The sequence below is a fragment of the Rhizobium sp. MHM7A genome, assembly GCF_005862215.1.
Lineage (GTDB): Bacteria > Pseudomonadota > Alphaproteobacteria > Rhizobiales > Rhizobiaceae > Rhizobium > Rhizobium bangladeshense.
Genome location: NZ_VCHT01000001.1, coordinates 438,051 through 457,941, shown reverse-complemented (window position 1 = coordinate 457,941; position 19,891 = coordinate 438,051). Strand labels below are relative to the sequence as shown.

The 19,891-nt window shown below is 53.4% G+C and carries 26 protein-coding genes; 14 read left to right on the top strand and 12 right to left on the bottom strand.

The features are described from left to right. Positions 1–362: 362 nt before the first annotated feature. On the top strand, positions 363–1,241 hold the full coding sequence (locus tag FFR93_RS02775; protein ID WP_138391838.1) for a hypothetical protein: 879 nt from the start codon (positions 363–365) through the stop codon (positions 1,239–1,241). Between the two features lie 44 nt (positions 1,242–1,285). Here the strand turns inward: FFR93_RS02775 and FFR93_RS40645 are convergent, their stop codons facing one another. Beyond that, positions 1,286–1,459 carry a hypothetical protein gene (locus FFR93_RS40645; RefSeq protein WP_171049040.1) on the bottom strand — a complete coding sequence of 58 codons (174 nt, stop codon included), beginning with the start codon at positions 1,457–1,459 and terminating at the stop codon, positions 1,286–1,288. A 135-nt stretch (positions 1,460–1,594) separates the two neighbouring features. On the opposite strand from FFR93_RS40645, the gene FFR93_RS02770 reads away from it, so the two are divergent. Beyond that, positions 1,595–2,038, top strand: coding sequence for a hypothetical protein (locus FFR93_RS02770; RefSeq protein WP_138391837.1), 444 nt, complete (start codon positions 1,595–1,597; stop codon positions 2,036–2,038). Here FFR93_RS02770 and FFR93_RS02765 read toward each other — a convergent pair. Both FFR93_RS02765 and FFR93_RS02760 read right to left on the bottom strand, forming a co-directional pair. Further along, positions 2,010–2,207, bottom strand: coding sequence for a hypothetical protein (locus FFR93_RS02765; RefSeq protein ID WP_138391836.1), 198 nt, complete (start codon positions 2,205–2,207; stop codon positions 2,010–2,012). The genes FFR93_RS02770 and FFR93_RS02765 overlap by 29 nt on opposite strands. Before the next feature lie 53 nt (positions 2,208–2,260). Beyond that, positions 2,261–2,785, bottom strand: a complete 525-nt coding sequence (locus FFR93_RS02760) for a hypothetical protein (RefSeq protein ID WP_138391835.1) — start codon at positions 2,783–2,785, stop codon at positions 2,261–2,263. Positions 2,786–3,032: 247 nt separating this feature from the next. Between FFR93_RS02760 and FFR93_RS02755 the strand changes: the two genes are divergently transcribed. Then, complete coding sequence (locus tag FFR93_RS02755) at positions 3,033–3,737, top strand: hypothetical protein (RefSeq protein WP_138391834.1); 705 nt, start codon at positions 3,033–3,035, stop codon at positions 3,735–3,737. Between the two features lie 42 nt (positions 3,738–3,779). Here FFR93_RS02755 and FFR93_RS02750 read toward each other — a convergent pair whose 3' ends face one another. Further along, positions 3,780–4,244, bottom strand: a complete 465-nt coding sequence (locus FFR93_RS02750) for a hypothetical protein (RefSeq protein WP_138391833.1) — start codon at positions 4,242–4,244, stop codon at positions 3,780–3,782. A 172-nt stretch (positions 4,245–4,416) separates the two neighbouring features. Further along, positions 4,417–4,809, bottom strand: a complete 393-nt coding sequence (locus tag FFR93_RS02745; protein WP_138391832.1) for a hypothetical protein — start codon at positions 4,807–4,809, stop codon at positions 4,417–4,419. Between the two features lie 223 nt (positions 4,810–5,032). Here FFR93_RS02745 and FFR93_RS02740 point away from each other — a divergent pair, with 223 nt between their 5' ends. After that, on the top strand, positions 5,033–5,575 hold the full coding sequence (locus FFR93_RS02740; RefSeq protein WP_138391831.1) for a hypothetical protein: 543 nt from the start codon (positions 5,033–5,035) through the stop codon (positions 5,573–5,575). Continuing rightward, a complete protein-coding gene (locus tag FFR93_RS02735) occupies positions 5,572–6,207 on the top strand; it encodes a hypothetical protein (RefSeq protein ID WP_138391830.1) in 636 nt (211 codons plus the stop codon). Before FFR93_RS02740 ends, FFR93_RS02735 begins: the two co-directional genes overlap by 4 nt. A gap of 89 nt (positions 6,208–6,296) precedes the next feature. Here FFR93_RS02735 and FFR93_RS02730 read toward each other — a convergent pair whose 3' ends face one another. Next, a complete protein-coding gene (locus FFR93_RS02730; RefSeq protein ID WP_138391829.1) occupies positions 6,297–6,812 on the bottom strand; it encodes a hypothetical protein in 516 nt (171 codons plus the stop codon). 329 nt (positions 6,813–7,141) lie between these two features. On the opposite strand from FFR93_RS02730, the gene FFR93_RS02720 reads away from it, so the two are divergent. Then, positions 7,142–7,771: a Sir2 family NAD-dependent protein deacetylase gene (locus FFR93_RS02720; RefSeq protein ID WP_348640318.1), complete on the top strand. Its 630-nt coding sequence runs from the start codon at positions 7,142–7,144 to the stop codon at positions 7,769–7,771. A 75-nt stretch (positions 7,772–7,846) separates the two neighbouring features. Next, the gene (locus tag FFR93_RS02715; RefSeq protein WP_138391826.1) at positions 7,847–8,596 is read left to right on the top strand and encodes a hypothetical protein; all 750 of its coding nucleotides are present in this window, start codon (positions 7,847–7,849) and stop codon (positions 8,594–8,596) included. Between the two features lie 15 nt (positions 8,597–8,611). On the opposite strand, the gene FFR93_RS02710 is transcribed toward FFR93_RS02715, so the two are convergent. Continuing rightward, positions 8,612–9,064 (bottom strand): hypothetical protein, encoded by a 453-nt coding sequence (locus tag FFR93_RS02710; protein WP_138391825.1) that lies wholly within the window; start codon positions 9,062–9,064, stop codon positions 8,612–8,614. A gap of 121 nt (positions 9,065–9,185) precedes the next feature. On the opposite strand from FFR93_RS02710, the gene FFR93_RS02705 reads away from it, so the two are divergent. From FFR93_RS02705 to FFR93_RS02695, 3 genes are read left to right on the top strand one after another with little or no spacing between them, the layout of a single operon-like run. Then, on the top strand, positions 9,186–9,659 hold the full coding sequence (locus tag FFR93_RS02705; protein ID WP_205910722.1) for a hypothetical protein: 474 nt from the start codon (positions 9,186–9,188) through the stop codon (positions 9,657–9,659). 26 nt (positions 9,660–9,685) lie between these two features. Then, a complete protein-coding gene (locus FFR93_RS02700) occupies positions 9,686–10,000 on the top strand; it encodes a hypothetical protein (protein WP_138391824.1) in 315 nt (104 codons plus the stop codon). Between the two features lie 13 nt (positions 10,001–10,013). Beyond that, entirely contained in the window at positions 10,014–10,208 is a 195-nt protein-coding gene (locus FFR93_RS02695; protein WP_138391823.1) for a hypothetical protein, read from the top strand. Here the strand turns inward: FFR93_RS02695 and FFR93_RS02690 are convergent. The 5 genes from FFR93_RS02690 to FFR93_RS02665 form a co-directional block, all read right to left on the bottom strand. Next, positions 10,194–10,832, bottom strand: a complete 639-nt coding sequence (locus FFR93_RS02690) for a hypothetical protein (RefSeq protein WP_138391822.1) — start codon at positions 10,830–10,832, stop codon at positions 10,194–10,196. The genes FFR93_RS02695 and FFR93_RS02690 overlap by 15 nt on opposite strands. A gap of 90 nt (positions 10,833–10,922) precedes the next feature. Continuing rightward, positions 10,923–11,270 (bottom strand): hypothetical protein, encoded by a 348-nt coding sequence (locus tag FFR93_RS02685; RefSeq protein ID WP_138391821.1) that lies wholly within the window; start codon positions 11,268–11,270, stop codon positions 10,923–10,925. An 11-nt stretch (positions 11,271–11,281) separates the two neighbouring features. Beyond that, positions 11,282–12,565, bottom strand: coding sequence for a transposase (locus tag FFR93_RS02680; protein WP_246661283.1), 1,284 nt, complete (start codon positions 12,563–12,565; stop codon positions 11,282–11,284). Between the two features lie 229 nt (positions 12,566–12,794). After that, positions 12,795–13,076 carry a hypothetical protein gene (locus tag FFR93_RS02670; RefSeq protein WP_138391819.1) on the bottom strand — a complete coding sequence of 94 codons (282 nt, stop codon included), beginning with the start codon at positions 13,074–13,076 and terminating at the stop codon, positions 12,795–12,797. Positions 13,077–13,132: 56 nt separating this feature from the next. Then, positions 13,133–13,780: a hypothetical protein gene (locus tag FFR93_RS02665; protein ID WP_138391818.1), complete on the bottom strand. Its 648-nt coding sequence runs from the start codon at positions 13,778–13,780 to the stop codon at positions 13,133–13,135. Between the two features lie 124 nt (positions 13,781–13,904). Between FFR93_RS02665 and FFR93_RS02660 the strand changes: the two genes are divergently transcribed. The 4 genes from FFR93_RS02660 to FFR93_RS02645 all read left to right on the top strand — a co-directional run bounded on the left by FFR93_RS02660 (position 13,905) and on the right by FFR93_RS02645 (position 19,490). Continuing rightward, on the top strand, positions 13,905–14,708 hold the full coding sequence (locus tag FFR93_RS02660; RefSeq protein ID WP_138391817.1) for a metallophosphoesterase: 804 nt from the start codon (positions 13,905–13,907) through the stop codon (positions 14,706–14,708). A gap of 603 nt (positions 14,709–15,311) precedes the next feature. After that, positions 15,312–18,179: a hypothetical protein gene (locus tag FFR93_RS02655; RefSeq protein WP_138391816.1), complete on the top strand. Its 2,868-nt coding sequence runs from the start codon at positions 15,312–15,314 to the stop codon at positions 18,177–18,179. 12 nt (positions 18,180–18,191) lie between these two features. Then, positions 18,192–18,698, top strand: coding sequence for a hypothetical protein (locus FFR93_RS02650; RefSeq protein WP_138391815.1), 507 nt, complete (start codon positions 18,192–18,194; stop codon positions 18,696–18,698). 36 nt (positions 18,699–18,734) lie between these two features. Then, positions 18,735–19,490, top strand: coding sequence for a hypothetical protein (locus FFR93_RS02645; protein ID WP_138391814.1), 756 nt, complete (start codon positions 18,735–18,737; stop codon positions 19,488–19,490). The last annotated feature ends 401 nt before the right edge of the window (positions 19,491–19,891 follow it).

The following is a 19,891-nucleotide window of genomic DNA, read 5'->3' as shown; positions in this document are numbered from 1 at the left end:
CGAACCCCAGCGCAACAACAACGCCAAAAGAAGAGCCAGAGCAACCTGAAGGCCGACCGACGTCTTACCCGATTTCGAGATCAGCAGTGGACGCACTGTGCGAACGCTCGCCATCGAAGGCGGCCTTAACGTGAATGCGGCTGCACCATAGAAGACAGAGGTCAAAGCTAGAGTTGCCACACTTGAAATGGCAATGGCAGCGATAAGAAGTTGAAACATAGAAAATCGGTTCTAGGACGGGCCTAACTTCATTGCGTCGCCAATCTCTTCCTCTGTCAACAAGAAGTTCCGTCATCTAACTCGTGCTGGTTGACGCGACCGCCGTTCCGCCCAACAATTCCTTTACCTCTCAGGAGACGTCATTGGAATACTTTGACCTAACCCCGACATTGCCGCGACCGAAATCACTGTCAAACCTCTTTCGGGGGAAAACCAGGTCTACTCTGAGACGCAGCTTTGGCAGCACGTTTCCCGGAATTGGCAAAATAGGCCTGAACATTCGGGCTGCCGACCATGAGTTGGTGAACACGCTCGAAAGTGCAGAGTTGTGGGATTATGGTCGCGTGTCGGTCGCGCGGCGAGATATCGTGAGGGATGAACTCCAGCCCTTTGCCCCACTTATCGCGCGCAAACACTTTGTGCCATTCCACGCAGACATGATCCCTACAACGTCATTTGGAGCGTCCTTGGCGAACCTATTGACGCCTGTGAGTTGGAAGGCAGTCCGGAAGCCATTCTTTCAGGCGGCCGGTTACGTCTGTCAGATTTGCGGGGAGGCCGACGGAGCTGTCGAAGGGCACGAGGTTTGGCAGTTTTTCGACGGTAGAGGCGAGCGCAATGGGTGGGCGCTCCAGCGGCTGGAGACGATCCTCTGTCTCTGTCGGGGATGTCACCAGATGTTTCACCTCGGGCTTGGCGCGATCAACGGACAGTCCAAAAAAATCGGAGAGCGGATACGCTCAATCAACGAATGGACGGCTGGCGAATATCGCTCATACTTCGACAACGCCAAACGCCAGCACGCAGCAAGAAGCAGGCGGAATTGGACCCTCGACCTGAGTGCCGTAGCCGGGCCGCTAAGACTTGATCTCAAATCCATCTGGACGCGGACTTCATCGCAGACCTTGTCGGCGAAGACAGCAACCGGAAACACCGAGACGAGGCTTGTAGGGGCCAATTATAGGCTCGACGGATCATTCTACTTTGAGCCCTCAAGCCTGAATATTGGTGCAGTGCGCTAAGCCGGTACTACAGAACCTCCTGCCCACTGCGGGTTTGACAGAGTTCACGTCGCAGCGCCGTTTGCCTTTGCCTTTGCCTTTTTCTCACCGAGTTCCAACCCGGCGCGGAAAGCGGCCTCTGCCAGCATCCACTTATCATCTTTGAGAATGACCTGCCGACCCTTTGGGAGCGAGAGGAACCAGTCGTTCAGGGCAGTTGGGGACGTTTGTGAACTCATATTTTTGGTCTCCGGATTACATTTCACTCTAGATAGCCTTGCAACTGCCGAATGCAAGGAATTCTAAAGCTGAAATCTTGACAAACCTGGCTACGGCAACTCTCATATCTTCAATAAATGCCGGATTTCACAACGATGTCAGATAAAACTCCAACCGACAGATTGCTTGATGCTCTGAAGGAGATCATCCGCAACCAATACGGTATGCAGTCGATCATGGAGGAGCATAGCGATGTGAACGCCTTCAATTACCATGCAAAGGAATATTACCGCCGCATGGTGGATTCCTATCGGAGCACGGCCTTCAAAGCGTTGGAGGCCTACAAGGATGCTGCGGGAGAGCTATCGGACAAAGAGCTGTTCGACCGGCTCGCTTACGAATCCTGGCAGCTGCGGCCGATCAACGTGCCGTCCGGGGGCGACGATTACCTTATTCACTGGCAGGTCATGGAAAACCAAGGTGAATGCGAACCTCTGCTTGAGGTCGGGTACGCGTGTTGCGATGACCCGAGAGAAGCTGTCCGGGACGCGATCCGGAACCGCAGGCAGGTCACGAGGCCATCGGAACGTTCTTCATAGCCTCACCCAGCACCTTTTCGGCATCGTCGGTCAAAATCCGGGGCCATTTGGTCGTAATGAAAGCCCAAACATCGTCGTCCGACGGAAACTTAAGCGTCGAGCGGTCGAGATTGTCCGCCATCCAGTTGCGCGTTTCTACAACCTTGTTCTGAAACTGATCGATGTCCATCCGAATCTCTCTTATCCTCGGTGCCGCACGTTACAACGTTAGGCGCTGTGAATTCAATTCTCGCGAGACGGCACCCGGTAACCGGCCGCGACAGCGGCATCATGCACCTGTTTGATGAATGCTCGCTTGTCGATCTGCTCCTGATTCATCGGCCAGTCGCGTCCGACAAGCTCGGTGGCCAAGGCGTCAGCGAGCGTCTCACGAACCTGCGTCTCAACTTCGCCGAGGTCTTCGATGAGTTGATCGACCTCCGAACGAACAAGAAGTCCCTGCATCTGCTCAAATGAGAGCTGTACGCCGGTTTGACGTTCCAGATCGTCAATAGCTTCGCGAACATTGGCATCGGATACGGTAACCATGGTAACTGTCTCATCGTTATTGGTGATTGCGGAAACTTCAAGCAGAAGCGGCGGAGAGGCGGCCTTCGAGGCATCACCTTCGATGCGATTGAAGCGAAAGGTCGCGCAGCTCAAACTGTGGCCGTTATAGCATTCACAGATCGGGCAATATTGATCCTCACGGATGACAATAGTGGGCTCTTCATCGTCTTCGACAAAGCTCGCGATTTCGTTCTGCATTGAAAATTCCTTTCCCGGGCAATATGCCTGTCCGCGAAATTATGTCAACATTATATTTCTCCACCGTTGACAAATCCTTCTTGCTGTTCCAAATATCTACCAGGAGCCGCCAACAGCCTCCGGCAATCCTCACCCTAACGGGTATGCTAAACGTTGGCATTGAAATGAACTGCCATTTTCCCGATCCATTTCATGATCGCGGAGGTGATGAGGATGACCGCCTAAGCGATCCAGGAGATGTAGATCGATGTCTATCTCGTTTGACTACAACGAAACCCGCGCCCTGGCGAAACAGTTCCGCGAACTTACCGGCCGCGATATCAAGCACACTCAGATCATCCAGGCGATGGCGACGGTTAAAGGCATGAAGGCCGATAGCCTCATGCACATGCTGAAGCATGCCAACGAAGCTGAAGTCGAAAACTGGACGCCAGAGCGGACACAGCGCGTAGAGCGAACAGAACGCGTCTTCTTCGAAGGGAAGGGGCTCCTCGATGTCCTGCGCCGGGAACTGGACCTTCCACACAACCCCCTCGTCATAATGCACCATATGGTGGGAGTTTTCGATTTGCTCCCTGCGGACCGGACTTCCATTTTTGAACTTGGGCACATGCGACGCGCGGTTAAGGACGCACTGATCTCACAGGCCGCCGATCCAAGGATCATCGTCGGCTTTCTGGACAGCCAGCACTTCGTCATCGCATTCCCGCATATCATCAACATCGACTCGGTTCCCAGCCTTTTCGATACCACGCTGAACTTCATTCCACGCTCTGTTCAAGTTGATAACAGCGAGCTGTATTTCAGCCTCTGTGGCGCGGTGGCAAACGTCTCTGACGCCAAACATTTGGACGAAGCGTTGTCAGCTTGTAAGGCCGAAATTCCCGAATTCCAGAAGCAAATTCCGACATCTGACAGCGGTCACCAGTGGGACATAGTCGAATGGGAATAGCATAAACGCTCAGCCGGGTAGGGAGCTTCCGCTTCCACCCGGTCATGCTTTCACGGTGAGCAGTTCCCCAAACCGGCGGGCGACATCTTCAGTGATAGGGTTTTGCGGATAGATCGTTGGACCACCCCAATATCGCGCCTCTACGCAGGCGTCCGCATACTTGGCCAGGATCGCTTGCAACTCAGCGATAACGGCCGGAGACGGGCCTGCTGTTTCCGGAGCAAGAACCAGGAAGGGCGCGATCTTCCGGAACACCGTAATTCGGTATTGCTCTTCAGCGGCGAGCTTCGCCGCCTCTTCCGTTGCGGTGTCCTCTTCCTGGTTCGGCGTCTGGAAGTAGGGCTGGTTGGTGGCGTCAGTCCCATAGCAGAACCGACCTACTTCACTATTCGCTTGAAAAAGGCGGTAACCGTCTTTGGAGCGGTCGATCCACTCCAGTGGCTTCGGACGCACCCCGGCCAAGTGTTTGATAATGTCTTCGACGTTCGATGCTTCTGTGTTTTCCATGATGCGGTCCCGAGTGGATGCGACAAGTCTCACGGAAAAAAGCGACTGAGCCAAGGGTGACTGAAAAAGAATATAGCTGAGTGGCGCAAACCTGGATAAAAGCAAATGGCTCAAACAATCTTGCTTGACCAGTTTCTGAATCCCGCAGCAACGGGAACTTTAGCGCAGTTAATTAGCTGGCCTTGCAATTTTCATATTCGCTCTTGATGAACGTTTCCACGCGAGTTCCCCACCCCAGAGACCGGTAAACGGATGCATATTCGCGGGTTGTTGGCACTGTTGAAACAAAAGCCCCGCGTCTTGCCGGAATAACGCGACGAATAATAGCTTCGCCCGCTTCAAGGTGACGGTGATATTCTGCCTTTGCGTCTTTCTCAGCGTAGTGATCATCAAGCATTGCGTATGTGGCAGCTGCCACACATCGGTTGTGGAACGCCAGCCGTTCGCGGTTCTCAGATACATCAAAAGACGGCAACACTTTCTCACTGGGTGGAACTGACGAGCCACCATAAGCCGGTGCCGAAACAAGGAAAACAGCAGCGGTGATCACTTTAAACGCGGTCATGAAGGATGCTCCACAGGGCGAGATGATGGGAACCAGCGAATGCGCGCTGGAGCTGATGACTTCAAGCCGATATAGGAGACGGTCCTCGAAGCGTCAACGGAAGGAATTTTGCCGACGTTGATATTTTTCCGAAGGGGATTCACATCCCAGGCGACAAATAAGTTGACACAAAAGGAAAACGCCGACGACAATTCCTTATATTTAATCCTTGTGAGTTGCGCCGTTGATCAAAGCTGTTCCATTGAACTCAGTAGCAGAAACTACCGAAATACCTTTCATTCTCCTGGCGGACGGTTTCATCCTCAAAGAAGGCTTCACCTCCCGCAAGCACGGCATTCTCCGTTTTCTGAAAACGAAATCGGCGGGTGAACTTCTGCAGCCAACCGGAAAGCAAAGGCATGTCATTTTTTCACTGGCACAGCCGCCAAAACAGGCAGAGATTGAGCAGGCGCTCAACAACCCGCAGGCAAGTGCGCTTCCGGTGTTCGAAGTTAGCCCTGCCTCCGGGAAATTCATGCATCGTGCCTCTCAAGTCGCACTTGGTCTTGGGATTGTCTATCTCGCCGGTGGGCTCCTTGTCGGAGCTGCGCTTCCTACGGGCCTGAGATGGGTAAGCCAGTATTATGGTGGCGGAGCCATGACCATCGAGGAAAGACAAAGAGCGAAAAAGGTGATCAGAGAATTCGAGATCATGAAAGAAAACGTTGTCGATCAACGTGCAAAGGATTTTTTTAAGGCGATCAAAGGCGCGAGGACCGAGAAATGAACTATCTTCGTACCAAAACCATAACGAACCTAATCCTGGCAGGCGTCTTCATCGTCGTAAGATATTGCCTGCAGTGGGCAGGCCTGGCGACGATTACATCGAGAATGACTTCCGCACTGCAGACGCTGTTGCTTGTAAATTATGAGTGGCACCTGAATATGGCCGTCATGATCCAGATGCTCTATCTAGGAGATATCTGGTGGTGGGACACGGTCGCGCACATCTATACCGCCTGGGCCGTCGGCGGCTTAGTGATCATCGCCGGATTATACAGGTTCCTTTCGATCCGCCTCGCAGCGCTTGCAACGATAGCTTTCATTCTGGGGACATTCACCCTCGGCGCGCCCGCCAATCTTTCGGAACGGTTTGTGATTAGCGCTGGTGGTAAGGTCTACGAAAGAGCGATAGTGCCTCACCCAAATGAAACTTCGGAGGCTTATGACAACCCCAAGCCCCCGACTGTCGCGGATTTTTGGAAAGCCGAGGATGGCGGGCTGCCATTAGATTACATTGGGGTCGGTTTTGCGTGGGCTGCTGCGCTGTACAATATTGCCCGTTTGATCCTGATCCCCTTCATTACGATCTCTCTAGCGATCTATCTGCTTGCATCGCTGCGCCGTTCACGCGCCTAGATTTCAAACTTATCCACCCCCGTGCCAACGGGCTGGGGATGGATAGAGCAGCCACCCAAACTTCGGTCGAGTAAGCTCAGCCAGGGAGTTTAAAGGGTAGGTCCCGGCGCAGGATTTGCAGCTTCGTAAGCTTCCGCCAGCTTTTGCTCAAGTGCGGCATCTACGACAACGTACGACTCTTTGAAAGGCAATTCCCATTCACCAGCCTTGGCCTTCAAACGCTCCTGCACGTAGTCGGAATCGACTTTCAATACATCGCTCGACAGGTGAAAGTCGGGATACATGACGCCTTGGCCATCTTTATCCGCGACAAGAACCGCCAGGCCTCTCTCGTCCGCGAAATAACGGATTTGTTCACCCGCATAACGAGGAACGAAGGGATCGCTGTGGATGCCGACGGGATGAAACATTGGTGTGAGGACTTTTCTCAAAGCCTCTGAACTAGCCTGTAGCTGTTCGCGTTTCTCTGGAGCGATCTCGACTGCCTCATCAGACAGGAGTTCTGCCACCAGCGACCGCAGTTGAAAAACGTGCTTGTAGACATCGTCCTCTGTCATGTTGTTTGCGATGAGGGCGCGTGCGTGAGCGTTGTAATCGAGAGACATGCCGTAACTCCATTTCTTTGTTCACTGACTCTCCGCGCAATCGGAGCAAAAATCAATAAATCTGGATTGGGTGTCAAAATGCGCCGATAATAGGTGTTATCGGCACATCGCCTGATGCTAGCGTTGACACGTTGCAGCATGAGGCCGGATACTTTGGAGAGCGAATGCCTCCTGAGAATTCCATTGAGACCCAGCAACAGAAAACCGAAGATTATCTTTCTGACCGGTGCAGGCCTGTCGGCGGACAGTGGTATGCGCACGTTCCGTGGCGCGGAAGGGCTTTATAACGGCATGAAGGGTGAAGACCTCATGTCGAAGGAAACTCTGAAATCCCATCCCGACTTGGTTCACCGTTTTGCGATGACCTCCGGGTTGGCCTGGGCTCCTACGCACCCAATCCCGCTCATAAGATGATTGTGAGGATACAGCTGGCCTATGGGGTTCAGACTATCCATCTGACCCAGAACTTCGACGACCTCAACGAACGGGCAGGGAGCCCGGAGGTCGTCCACCTGCACGGCGAGCTTCGAAAGATACGAGCGCTCGGCAATCATAAGGATATAGTCGACATTGGCTACAGCCGTTACTGGAGCGGGCCTGCAGACCAAGCAGGCGATCTCGGCTACCAGTTCCGCAGCAAAGGCAATAGCCTCTACAGACCTGATGTCGTTCTGTTTGGTGAATACGCGCCCCGCTATGCCAAGCTGAACAAAATCTTCAAACACATTCGACGTGACGACCTGATCATCGTGATCGGCACCCAAGGCAACGTTCTTCCCGTGGATTGGCTTTGCAGCAAGGCGGATTGCCCGAAGATTCTCGTCAATCTCCATGAGAGCGAGCACATCAACGGACTCCTGTTTCAGCACTGTTTCTTTGAGCAAGCTTCTACGGCTGCGGCAAAGGTCGAGACCCTCGTTCACGAGCATGTCGAGCGCATTCGGCTGAAACACCGCTGAGAAACTGGCACCTCAGACGATTTTCCCTCGTAAAAGTCGCACGGGCTTCTAAATAAATAGAAAACAGGAGTTCCCATGTCCGACCAGAGACCATCCCTTGTAGAGCAGTACGAAAACGCACCGGCCAAAGGCCTGAAGCGTTTCTGGATCAGTTGGACATCGTGGCTCGAAGACTGGCCTGAAGAAGCGCCGTTTTTCTACTGGCAAACAGGCTCCACAAGCGATGGTCGTCTTCGCCCCAGCATGAAGGATGATCCACGCGCTGCGAACCTTCCAGAACACTCCAAAATCTTCGCGAACCTCGATCTGCTGCAAATTACCGACGGGTCAAAGGATGAAGTCCAGGAGAGTGAGGACGAAGATGAGGACGATTCCTTCGACGTCTTTTACGTTTCGGGTGGTACGATCTGCGCCTGGATCGACGCGGTCGATGAAGAAACTGCCTGGCAACAGGTAGCGCAGCAATTCCCGGACTTCGAAAAGCGCTTCTGCGAAGAAAGACCACACGGCACCCTGTCAGGGAACGCGCGCGGCGGTCGTTTCGAGCATCCTGAGGTCAACCCCAAGAAGCGCGGCGTATTCATGTTGGACCACGGGTTCATTGTGTGTGCATTTCTGGATAAGCACGGGCCGAACTCTGATGTGGTTCACACCTTCGAAGGTGGAGGACGCTTCCGTGACCGGCCGCGCAGTGACTTCAGGAAAATGAGCATTGCTCAGCCTGGGAAGTATGACGACACCATCAAGTTCCTTGCCGAGGAATTCCAGATCGAGGTCGAGGCTGTAAACAGCGTGGCTGAACTCCTCGCGGAAGCCGAGGCGTAATCCCGGCGCACAGCGTCAGTAGTAGCCGATTGCCCGGTAGAGGACCCGCTCCATGCCGGACATGCACTCGATGTATCCGATGGGATCGCGCTCCTTGAATTCGAGGCGTGTCTCCGGGTTTATCGGCTGCATCATTCGAAACTCGCACTCATATTGCTGCAGAGCAGCCCATATTTGATCGTCTGAAAATTCGACGGGTCCAACCTTACGTGCGACGTTCCAAAGGATAATATCAGGATCGGCGTCCAACGCCGCGAAGTCCTTGGCCTGAACGTCGGCGTGGATGAAGCCGCGCTCGTAGAAAATGTCGTTACGATCCTGTGGGCGGACCGTAGCGTTCGATAACGAAGACGGAACGCTCTCGTCATCATTCACCTGAACACAAACCAAAAAGCTCGATGCCTCCTCGATATCCTCGAACCAACGGGTGCCGCGATAAAGCTTCTTGTAACTGGATTTCTCAAACATGGATCGCTCTCGAATAATGCCCGTCAATCAATGAGAGCCCGGATTGCCAGCCACATCAAGTGGGCTTCCATTTCGTCGTTTTTGGAGCGACCCTCAACAAAGGCATATCCTGAGGACCATCATGAAGGGCAAGATCACATCAGCCAAGTTGCTTAAGGGATTCGTGAATGGACCGAAACCCGGGGAAACCGAGGAGCAACGCAAGGAAAAGGCGCTGGCCGTCTTCGCAGCCATGATGAACGAAGGCCGTGTCACTATGGCGCGAACAATCTCTGTCCCACGATCTCTGCCGTCACGAGTGGGGCATCTCGTGTGTTCGACCGTGAATGCCCCATACGGGACGCACTATGACGCAAACGACCTTGCCGCGCTTATCAACGAACCTGGTGTTGCCACCCGGAACGACCCAGCGGTATTCGCGTTCTTTTCAGAGGTCGATGTGAAGCTTCAAGTCGCCTTTCTCAAGGAATACGGCATTGGGTTAGATCACGCTAAATCAGTTGTACACGCGCTGTCCGCTCTTGCCGGGTACAATCTACCACTCACCCAGACGTGGCCAGATTTGCTTGATGCAGAGGGCCAACCCACCATATAAGCATTGCAAGACGCAGGAACCCGACCATGACCAAAGAGCTGAGTGAAGTCGAAATTCTAGCAATTCAGGCTGCGGACGCCGCTTTCGATGCCGACTACAAGGACAGCAAGTGGCACGGCCTGCTGGCAGAGGATTGCAACACACTGGCAATGGTAAAAGGCGAAGAGGCCTATGCCGCTGTCTTCGCAGAACACGGTGTGGAACCAGCAAATCACCAGATGTACTGGCGCGTCCGGGACCGGCGCGCTACTGAATTCATCGCACGCGAGGACGCGCGCCTTGAACGAGAGTGGGCGTCAGGCATCGCAGAAGGCGATGGCTTCAGCGGACCACGTATCTGATCAGGGGATAAACATGGCCGAAAGAACACCAGAAAAGCTTGATGCATTGCTAGGCACGGGCGATGCAGTCCTCGGCCTGCCGATCCCCGAAAATGCTTCCGAGCATTACCTGAGGTCCAGGCTAGCGACCGAGCAGGCGATCAAAGAAGGTCGCCTTGACCCGGTCGAGCACATGATGGATGACGAACCGCCGTCACGGAGCCTCTGACAGCTCCTTTCGCCACGCGAAAGCCGCAGCGATTAGATTTGCCTTCGTCTCATCATCGGAATAGCCGACATCGTCGATGAACCAGACGTCCTCGCCGAGCAACTTCCAGACCTCCGGGCGACCCCTGTCGTCCTCTGCCATGTAAGGCTCACCGGCGGCGAGATAGGCATTTACGTTCTCGGCGATCAGCTTCGCCTGGGCCTCGTCTTCACTGTAAGCGTGGTCACCGATCTTGTGGCACTGCCTCCAGGCGTCGTAGACAGGGGCAGGCCAGAAGGTCTCACGTGCGCCAATCTCACTGAACGTCCTCAACATGGCTTCCAGCGCGGACAGATGAGCGGTCTCGACGATAGCCTCCGGCACGCTGTCCTGACTCCAATCTGAGCGCTTCTCTGCAGCAATTTTTGCCGCCTGGCTCAGAACACTGACACTTGGCTTTCCCAGGGATTCCAGAATATTTGCAGCGACACCAATAGACATGGCATCAACCCGGCCGAAGTTGCTGCCGTCGTCCATATCGTCCTGAATAAGGCGAAGACGTTTAACAAGGCTCTCGATGTCCTTCCACGGTATGAGCTGCAAACTCAAGACATGGTCAGCTCTATCTTCAGTGATTTCGGTCATTAGCTCGTATCCGCACTTAACACTCCGCCGCTTTGCAGGAGTCAGACCATTTAATATTGAACCTTACGATCAGTGCCGACACCCGGAAGGTCAAGCCGATTTTGCATCGATACCAAAGTTTTGAGTTTGACTAGCGCCGAGGTGTCGAGTGGTGATCTCGACAATGCGTGACGCAGCCTCGGCAGCTGGCATTTTCAAGTAGTGATCGTAGTTCTGATGATCGATATGCTCGCTGTCATGGAGGTTGTTCAGCACCTTCTTGCAGGGCAGGGCCCAGACCAGGTCATCGATGCGGACAACCCCGCCCTGGGTTCCGATCACGATCAGCAGGTCATCGCGGCCAATACTGCCTAGCGTCTTGCGCAACAGCAGATAAAGAGGGGCGACTTCGCCAAACAGAACGACATGGGCCGGAACAAGGTGCCGGTGTCCGGGCACTTAAACCTGGGCTATCCGGAAAGTTCGGTCGAACTTCGAGCCGGTTCCTGTTTCCGCGAAGCATGACTAAGGGTTGCTGATGCAACCCTCCCGCCAGAGGCCTCTCCACAGGCGTCAGCTTTGCGACGTTTTCGTCGCGCAGCTCGTTCGGGCATAGCCTGCCCTACGTCTTTATTGACATGTTGTAATCCAAGGGCCTGGAGCCCGAGGCGGCGCAGGTTCATCGCCGCATTGAGGTCTCGGTCCATGACCAGACCGCAGTCGCACCTGAAGGTGCGATGCTGGAGACGCAGCTTGTCGTCTCCTGTTTTTCTCAAATAACACGCAGAGCAGGTTTGCGTCGTTGGTTCAAACTGACCTGCCTTGATGTGCTGCTTGCCAGCCCACTCGCACTTGTAGGTGATCTGCCGGTTCATCTCACCCCAGCCTGCATCAGAGATAGACAGGGCCAGGTGGCGGTTCTTCACCATTCCTTTGATGTTGAGGTTTTCGGTGACCACCGCTGATGCGGCTCTTACCAAAGCTGAGGTGGTTTTGTGCTGGACATCGCGCCGGTGGTCGCGGACCTTGGCATGGATTCTCCCTACGAGCCGCGCCTGACGCGCTCTGTTCTTGCCGCCTTTCGTGCGGCGTGACAGGCTCTTCTGGGCGCGACGCAGACGTTTCAACGTCTTGCGTAGGCTCTTTGGCGGCTTCACCTTGACGCCGTCGGAGCGAACCAACAATTCCTTCAACCCGAAGTCACCGCCCAGCACCGTTTCGGCCTTGGGAACGACGACAGAAACGTCCTGCTCGATCTTGCATTGGATAGTCAGCTCCCAGCCTCTGCCGGTCCAGGAGACGTTCGCGCCTGCTACAACCCCTTCGGTTAGACGTCCGGACCGGAACTTGACCTCGCCGGTCTTCGGCAGGAAGACCTTGCTCCGGTCCTTTTCAATACGCAGTTGCTGGTTAATGACGTAGAAGGATTCGCGGCTCCTGCCTCTGACCTTGAAGCGGGGAAAACCCGCTCCTTCTTTGAAGCATTTCTTTAGAGCTGAATCGAGGTTGCGGCAGACCCGAACCAGGCTGTTGCTAGGAGCTTCCGACAGCCATTCATACTGGTCTTTGAGCCCAGGTAGCATCTTCGACATGTCATGGAAGAAGATGAATTTCTTCGTCTCTGCATAATGTTGCTTCTGCAGGGCCAGCAGATGATTCCAGAGCCAGCGACACGCACCAGCATGTCGCGCAAAGGCATTGGCTTGCTGCTTGTTCGGATAAAGCTTGAACCTGTATGCCTTGAGATATTTCAGCTGCGCACCGGATGTTCATCATATGTTCTTTTTGTTGTGCCAGCCGCGTACGGAATGGTCAACCGTCAATTCCGTTTATGATGAAAATGTTCTTAATGCCGATTCGACCGGATAGTCTGGATAGCCAATAATTCGAGGCTGTTTTTCTTTAGACATTTCCAGGCCCAGTCTTGGAGGTGGCGACCTTAACCGAATAGCCCTCATCATTTATGAGGGCTATTCGCAAAGTTCAAATTTTCGGACCAGCAACAACTGGGCCAGACGCCAGGATTTCGGAGCGATGTTCGTCGACCTTCTTGTTCAGGCTGGCAACGATCTCCGGTCCCAGCTTCTCGCCAAGGGATTTAACCAGGTCATTGAAGGCTGCGGCCGTTGCCAGCGCCTCGATCAACTCGTCATGATGGCTTGTCAGCGTCTCGGCATAGCCGATCATGCCGTTGTCGTACATGCTCTTTTCTTCAACCTCGTAGCCGTGCTTGAGGGCGGCCACTGCTTCGTAAAGTCGGTCCATAGTTCAGCTCCTTGCTTTCAGCAGGAGTATGGCCTGGCTTACTGCAAGATCAAAGGTCACAGGGACGGAGCTGGTAGCAGCGAATTGGCGGCGAGGTATTCATCGATCCGCTGATCCATACGACGCCAGGTCGCGTCGGTCGGCCTGGTGCGATGACGACCATTTTCCCGGTTGTCCTTCACGCGCTTGACGACTTCGTCACGCACGGCATCGAGGCCAAGATCACCTGCCTGAACCTCAGCTGCGACCTCAGCCATATTGAGGCGAAATACGAACTCCAGAAGACGTTTCTCCGTCCAGACTGCCAGATGATGGCCGTCCAGCTCCCACTTGCTGTTGTTGGCTGCATCATCAGCAATGAAATACATTTCATTTGGATCGAGGCCGACCTTTTCAAAGCGTTCCTTCATATCCCAGTGCTTCATCAAACGAAAGTTAAGCTCGTATCCTGGGACCAGCAGGGAATGTGGCGCAAATTTCCCAATTCCTATCGCATCATTACGGATTGCAGCGGCTGACCTGCGAGCAGCCTCTTCCTTTGTCTTACCATAGCCATGAGGAGAAAAATCCGGATCACCGACGTAGCTGTCAAAGCCACAATCGAGAACGGCGTGAAAACCATCGCCGTAGCGTCTCGCGCGGGTTATGATGTGGTCCGCGAAGCTGTCGAGCGTGCGTTTATAAAAAGGAGTTCTCGCTGACATTTCCTGCCCTCGGTTATTTGAACGAGCATGACCCGCCGCGCTGCAAGGGTAAACAAGGAGCCGTGCTTTCAACTCCGGACGAAACGACCTATATGCGAAGAATTGCGAACGAAATGAGTGACTTATGAAGGCGTGGATCGTATCTGATATTCATCTGACAAGGATGCCCGGGATGATCACGTCCGCGCCTTTTCCGGTGCCGGACGCCGACGTCTGCATCGTTGCGGGAGACACCTCCGGAACGCTGTCAACCGCAATTGATTTCCTTCTGACCGATATCGAGCCGATCATGCCGGTCGTGGTGACGCTCGGAAACCACGAATATTTCGGGCTTTCCATCAACAAGGCGATTGCCAGAACGCGACGGCGCGTCCAAGGGACAGGAATTCACTTCCTTGAGAATGACACCTTCGTCATGGGAGACGTTCGCTTCATCGGCGCAACTCTGTGGACCGACTTTGCGCTCGAAGTCGGCGATGAGGCGGAGCTGCCCCGAGACCTTCGGGTTGAGGTCGCCAAGCTGGAAATGAAAAAGCACGTCGCGGACTACACTGAAATCCTGAGCAGTGATGGGGACACCCATTTGCTGACACCGGACGAGACAATCCGTCGACATTTCGAGAGCCGGGCATATTTCGAACAGGAGCTTCGCAGACCGTTCGACGGTCGAACCGTCGTCGTCAGCCACCATGCGCCGCTGCCGGATTCAGTAGACAGGAGATTTGCCAGTTCGATCAGCAATGCCGCTTATGCCAGCGACCTGTCGGAACTGGTCGACGCCTGCGGACCAGACTTCTGGATTCATGGCCATGTCCATCAGCCGTTCGATTATCGTCGCGCGCGGACACGCTTCATCTGCAACCCGCGCGGCTTCTCCAATGAGCGCGAGCGCAACGGCTTCATTCCGAACCTCGTGATCGACATCTGAGTACGTGCATCCTTGCAAATCCGGAGTGCAGTTCCAGAAATGCAAGGATCACAGAGGTCGCTGCCGACGAGCTTCCTCCTCCAGCGCCCAGAGTAAGGCTGCCTCTTAGCCTTCCTGAGACGGGGTCTTATATGGGCTGTCATATGTTGTTTTGCACTCGCTCAACTCGATGCAGGTGGTGAAGGTTAGTAAATGCCCTGGTCCAAGCTTTGACTTGGGTTCGTTATCGGGGAGCAGGCTTATTCGGCCGGTGTCATTGATGTCGCCATAAACACCTGGAGCCCCCGTGGGCACTTGTAGTACGGCCCCGTTTGCCTCAGCGGAGACAGAGTGAGGGGCAAGAAGACCTAGAGCGAGGATGGCGATGAATGTTTTGCGCATGTGCAGGAAAATTCCCATTGAGTGTGCAAAAGCTTTGTCCGACAACGATTGTCCGTCCCATACGTTCACGATTTCGATCAGCCGATACCTGAATCCATCGAGCAGGTTGACCGTTGCCCCGGAAAGGACGGTCTAAGCCTACGAGTATATAAGTACCTGTTGACGTTAAAGTTGAATTGGATATCTTGCGCTTCAAGGCCATAGGGAGTTGGGGGACTCAAGATGAGAAAAAAGCTGGAATTTCTGGCGGTTGCTCTAAGTTCCGTCGCCTTTCCGCAGCTTCTATTCGCCGCTGACGTCCTGCCAGGTGCAGAACCCATGCCCGCGCCCAACTTTGTTTATCGCGATGCGTTTGAACAGGGCACAACAGGTAGACTTCCAATATCGGTGCTTTCCATCATCGGTGCGGAGACCGATATCCTGGCTGAGCGTGACATAACAAGGTCCGTGTCAGCGACAAGCGGAGGGGCGGATGGAAACAGTCCGTCTGACGACAATCCTGTTGCCATGATCCTGCAGGGCGTTGGTGAAGCGACGATTAAATACAATCAAAAGAAAAAAGAGATCGAAGATGACTCCCGAGACTTTCGCTCGGTCACGTCACTGCTGTCTGGCTTGAACGGAAAAAAGGCAGAGGGTGTGCCTTTGATCACATCCATTCTAGCGAACATGGGGACCAGGGCTGACGAGCGGGAGGTAAAGAAGCAAACCGCAATCGTTGAGCGCGAATATTCCAGAAGCATCACTGAGGTGGTTCAAGCGGCCGTTGCAAGCGCGGATAAGGCGACCCGCGACAAGTGGATGAAGGCCGGGATTGATACGCCTGAAGAAGCAAGCGAGGCGATGAAGTCTCTTTTCACCAGTAGCGAGGGCGACTTCTTCAACAAATTTGGCCTGGTCGCATTGTCGAAGGAAGCTCGCGACGAGTTTATAAATGCAAAAACTGACATCGTTAAAGACGCCCTGGAGCGTTTCGCAAAACAAACTAGGCAGGAACGCAAGACCGATCTGGAAAAACTACAGGGACAAATCGCCGATAACGCCGATCAGATTGGCAAGACATTGAAGGAAGTTCAGACCTTTAGAAAAGAGATCAAAGAACAGTTTGACGGTCTGGAGAAGACCGTGAAAACCTCCATCCATACAATGGAAACCGAGGTCTCCGCCGTGAAGGCCGATGTCGCTGCGGTGAAGGGGGATGTCAAGGCAATCCAATCACAAATGTGGCGTCAAATGTCTCCGCGCGAGCGCTTGGCGGCCCTAAATGAAGGTTTCCTCAGTTCGGTACAGGGGCAGAAGCGCGAAGAACTCAGGGAAGGCCTGGAGGCGACAGTCAAGATTCATAACCTTCGCGACAAAGCACTGGAAAGGCTTGGAGATGCGGGAGCTATCGGCAGGCTCGCCTATAATCTCGGCTTGCCGATAGACATTCAAAACTTCTCAAAAAACATCAATACAGCCAGCGCTGTCGTGAACATCGCATCTAACCTTGCACTCCAAAACTGGATGGGGGCCGTTGGTGGTGCAAACAGTCTTTTCGGCGGAGGGGGTGGGGGCGAAAGTGCCGCGATCATGGCACAGCTGAATAGAATTATCGCTCTCCAAAAACAGACGTTGCAGAAGCTGGACGAGCTTTCTAATCAATTAAAAGACAGCACGGATAAGATTCTGTCAGAACTTGAAAAGATAAACGCCAAGCTCGATCTGATCGCCAGCAACCAGGTCGACATTGGGTATAAGTCACGAGTTCAAAGCTGCGCAGAGTTTGTCAGCCGTGCCTCCCTATATGGGATGAAAGACGGCCTGTTTCCGTCATATGAAATGAGAATGGCTCATTTCAACAGGGACAATTCCACGGGCTACGAACACTACAAGAGTTGCCGGAACTTCTTGAACGAGTCGAAAAAGATCGATCCGCAGGGGCAGAGTTTTGATTCAACGTATGTTGTTCCGAACATCTATCTGGAAAGCACGATCCTTCGGAAAGACGCGACGCCTGCTGAACCGAAATATCAGCGTATGCTGGATATTACCCTCCGGTCCCTCGGCGAACAGATTGACACGAGGTGCATGGACCGGGCACTCGCCATGCTTTCGGACACGCCGCGAACTTTTGTTGAGGCGCAGGTTCCGACTGTTTCATGCTCTTCAGGGGTTGATAAGGATAGGCATCTCACATCCCAAGATCAAACCGTCAACGGGAAACTGGCGGTCGATCACTATATGTCCCCGTTGGCGGTACGCACGCTGGTCGGCTATGCGCTATTTGTTGCCCCCTACGACAGCCTGCAAGTTCGAAAAGATGGATACAGGGAGCTAGCAACGGTCGAAGATTTGGCAATCGGAACGGCCGAAGTAAACCGAGACGATGATGCCGTCATCTGGCCGAAATATTACGCCGACATTCTCAAGATCGCATCAGCTCAGCAGACCGTCACAGCGGGCCTCTATGCCTTGCCGTTCACTGATAATGTCATCGCCACAAAGGGTAAATATGGGGCTGAGGCCGGTATAAAGTTCGTGGAAGTCGATACGACTACCAGGGAATGCAAGCCCAGCGAAATCGCAAAGTTTAAGAACAACGACAAAGACAAATATTACACAATCGACAACTACGCAGCGGTGTCCTGCGTTCTCGCCGAAAACGTTTGGTTCCGCTCCAATTTCATCAGATATCTCGTAACCAAAGCGCTCATCCAGGCGAAAATGACAATCCCTGAATATGCGTTCGCTCTGCGCTCAAATGACGGAACCCATATCAGAGAAGCTCTGCCAGGCCTCCCGGTCAAATGGAGAAAGCCAACAGATGCGGGGGCATCACCTTGGGTCATCGAGATCAAGGATGCTGCCGGAGCGCCTTGGGAATTGGCACTCCCGACACCACCCGAAATTCGCTCGAACATCGTTGCCTATCATTTCGGCGCTGACGCGATCTTTAAACTCAGGGATCAGATCGCCAGCCAAAACATTCTCCAGTCTGCATCACTGGATGACGCGTTGAAGACCAACGGGGCAGCGTTCTTCCGGGCGGCCTTAATGAGCAACAAGGCCATAGCCCAGGTCGATCTAATCGGACAAACTCAGGAATAGGTGAGGGATCAAATGATCAGGACAACAGTTTTCGTCGGCATGGTAGTGATGAGCATGTCTGCAAGTGCATCGTATGCTCAAGACGTATCGTCCAAAGAAATTTTGGTGATGGACGAGGGATGCAAGCAACAGAAGATTGCCGCTTGCGTTGCTGCAACAAAAAAATATGTATTTACGGGGAAAACCAACAAGTGTCCTCAGTATAACGACCTTGGACAACGAAAGAACGATGAAGGCAAGGACGTATACGCAGTTGTAGAAGACAACAATTACGTTATGCACTGTGAGTTTAAAAATAATCAAACAGTTCAAGATTCACCATTTTACATACAAGTAGTCCAGCACTGCAAAACCGTTGTCGAAAATCTACCCGCGACCGATGGAAATTCGTGCCTTAAGCCTCTCGCACAAGAGCGGATTGCCAACGCCATCGGCACCGATTTCAAGCACCTGATCAAACAACTGTGCGCAGTGTCTGGAAACCCGAAATGCGACGAGCTTGATAAGGTCCCGCAATAAGGAAGCGAACAAAACGGCGGATTACGGAGGTACGATATGCAACAGTCAGCTTCGACAGCGCACGCTGAACGCTACAACAGCCTTCTGGACATCAAGGATGCAAGTCTCGAACTTCGACGCTGCGGCGGTGAGGCTGTGGTATCGAAATTGCTCGAAGTTATTTACGACGCCGGATTGGCGGACGAAATCGGTATCCGGCTGCTGCACAAACACAACGAAATCGACGCCATTGAGATAATGTACGAAACCGCTGTGGAGGACGAGGAAGGCTTTGCGCTCGTTACGTCGGCAACCAGAACATCAGGCACCGATTTCGAATGCAACAGCTGGCAATTAAACAAGGGCAAATTTGTTCCTGTGGAGTTTTCAGATAGGCAACTCGTCCGAGAATTGGATGTGACCAAGGCCGGTCCTGTTTTTGCCAGGCTAGCTGACGTCATCAAAGCTCAAAATGTCGAACACCTCCTTGGACCAAGCTTGAACTACAGCGAGGCCGTCTGGGGTAAATCACCTACTTCCGATCCAGCCTTGCTGGAAAAGACCGACTTTGATGAAAGAGCCAATGTTGTCAGGTTCGTTGGACGTGACGAGGCCATTTTCATCCAAAGCACGAAGACCAAATGGTACGCCAAGAAGGTTATAGACGAGGATGGAAACCCCTCCTGGCTCACTGCCTGCAATTGTTTTTGCTCCGTGGCACCTGAGGGTGGACATCTAGGAACCCAAACACACAGTATACCGGACCCGAATCCTGATCCGGACCCCGATCCACCATATGATCCAGGAGACTAAGCGTGTATCAGGAAAAACTACAGACCGTGTTTTGACACCGAACGAAAGCCCATTCCAGTCCAGGTTGGGCTTTCAGCGTTACCGGTCCGCAATTATTGGCAGAAGTGTGCCAAAGTCGGCTGCTTCAAGCCGCAACCTCCTGCTTAAGTGCCTGTTCATACCGCGCTCGGATAGCAGCAGCTGCAACTCGAAACGGGTTCGAACTTTGAGAGCCTCAATGGCGGCACCCCCAAAGAGCATCACGTGACCTGTCTTTAGCGATACGGCCATGTCCATCAGCCGCTTGATTATCGTCGCGCGCGGACACGTTTCATCTGCAATCCACGCGGTTTCTCCAATGAACGTGAGCGCAACGGCTTCATTCCGAACCTCGTGATCGACATCTAATCGCGTGTATCCTT

What these genes read in the sequence shown, in the direction of transcription:
- FFR93_RS02760 (WP_138391835.1), bottom strand. Translation starts at nt 2,785, where the DNA reads ATGCAGAACGAAATCGCGAGCTTTGTCGAAGACGATGAAGAGCCCACT.
- FFR93_RS02765 (WP_138391836.1), bottom strand. Translation starts at nt 2,207, where the DNA reads ATGGACATCGATCAGTTTCAGAACAAGGTTGTAGAAACGCGCAACTGG.
- FFR93_RS02695 (WP_138391823.1), top strand. Translation starts at nt 10,014, where the DNA reads ATGGCCGAAAGAACACCAGAAAAGCTTGATGCATTGCTAGGCACGGGC.
- FFR93_RS02735 (WP_138391830.1), top strand. Translation starts at nt 5,572, where the DNA reads ATGAACTATCTTCGTACCAAAACCATAACGAACCTAATCCTGGCAGGC.
- FFR93_RS02730 (WP_138391829.1), bottom strand. Translation starts at nt 6,812, where the DNA reads ATGTCTCTCGATTACAACGCTCACGCACGCGCCCTCATCGCAAACAAC.
- FFR93_RS02770 (WP_138391837.1), top strand. Translation starts at nt 1,595, where the DNA reads ATGTCAGATAAAACTCCAACCGACAGATTGCTTGATGCTCTGAAGGAG.
- FFR93_RS02745 (WP_138391832.1), bottom strand. Translation starts at nt 4,809, where the DNA reads ATGACCGCGTTTAAAGTGATCACCGCTGCTGTTTTCCTTGTTTCGGCA.
- FFR93_RS02665 (WP_138391818.1), bottom strand. Translation starts at nt 13,780, where the DNA reads ATGTCAGCGAGAACTCCTTTTTATAAACGCACGCTCGACAGCTTCGCG.
- FFR93_RS02690 (WP_138391822.1), bottom strand. Translation starts at nt 10,832, where the DNA reads ATGACCGAAATCACTGAAGATAGAGCTGACCATGTCTTGAGTTTGCAG.
- FFR93_RS02655 (WP_138391816.1), top strand. Translation starts at nt 15,312, where the DNA reads ATGAGAAAAAAGCTGGAATTTCTGGCGGTTGCTCTAAGTTCCGTCGCC.
- FFR93_RS40645 (WP_171049040.1), bottom strand. Translation starts at nt 1,459, where the DNA reads ATGAGTTCACAAACGTCCCCAACTGCCCTGAACGACTGGTTCCTCTCG.
- FFR93_RS02710 (WP_138391825.1), bottom strand. Translation starts at nt 9,064, where the DNA reads ATGTTTGAGAAATCCAGTTACAAGAAGCTTTATCGCGGCACCCGTTGG.
- FFR93_RS02700 (WP_138391824.1), top strand. Translation starts at nt 9,686, where the DNA reads ATGACCAAAGAGCTGAGTGAAGTCGAAATTCTAGCAATTCAGGCTGCG.
- FFR93_RS02705 (WP_205910722.1), top strand. Translation starts at nt 9,186, where the DNA reads ATGAAGGGCAAGATCACATCAGCCAAGTTGCTTAAGGGATTCGTGAAT.
- FFR93_RS02755 (WP_138391834.1), top strand. Translation starts at nt 3,033, where the DNA reads ATGTCTATCTCGTTTGACTACAACGAAACCCGCGCCCTGGCGAAACAG.
- FFR93_RS02750 (WP_138391833.1), bottom strand. Translation starts at nt 4,244, where the DNA reads ATGGAAAACACAGAAGCATCGAACGTCGAAGACATTATCAAACACTTG.
- FFR93_RS02650 (WP_138391815.1), top strand. Translation starts at nt 18,192, where the DNA reads ATGATCAGGACAACAGTTTTCGTCGGCATGGTAGTGATGAGCATGTCT.
- FFR93_RS02660 (WP_138391817.1), top strand. Translation starts at nt 13,905, where the DNA reads ATGAAGGCGTGGATCGTATCTGATATTCATCTGACAAGGATGCCCGGG.
- FFR93_RS02645 (WP_138391814.1), top strand. Translation starts at nt 18,735, where the DNA reads ATGCAACAGTCAGCTTCGACAGCGCACGCTGAACGCTACAACAGCCTT.
- FFR93_RS02715 (WP_138391826.1), top strand. Translation starts at nt 7,847, where the DNA reads ATGTCCGACCAGAGACCATCCCTTGTAGAGCAGTACGAAAACGCACCG.
- FFR93_RS02670 (WP_138391819.1), bottom strand. Translation starts at nt 13,076, where the DNA reads ATGGACCGACTTTACGAAGCAGTGGCCGCCCTCAAGCACGGCTACGAG.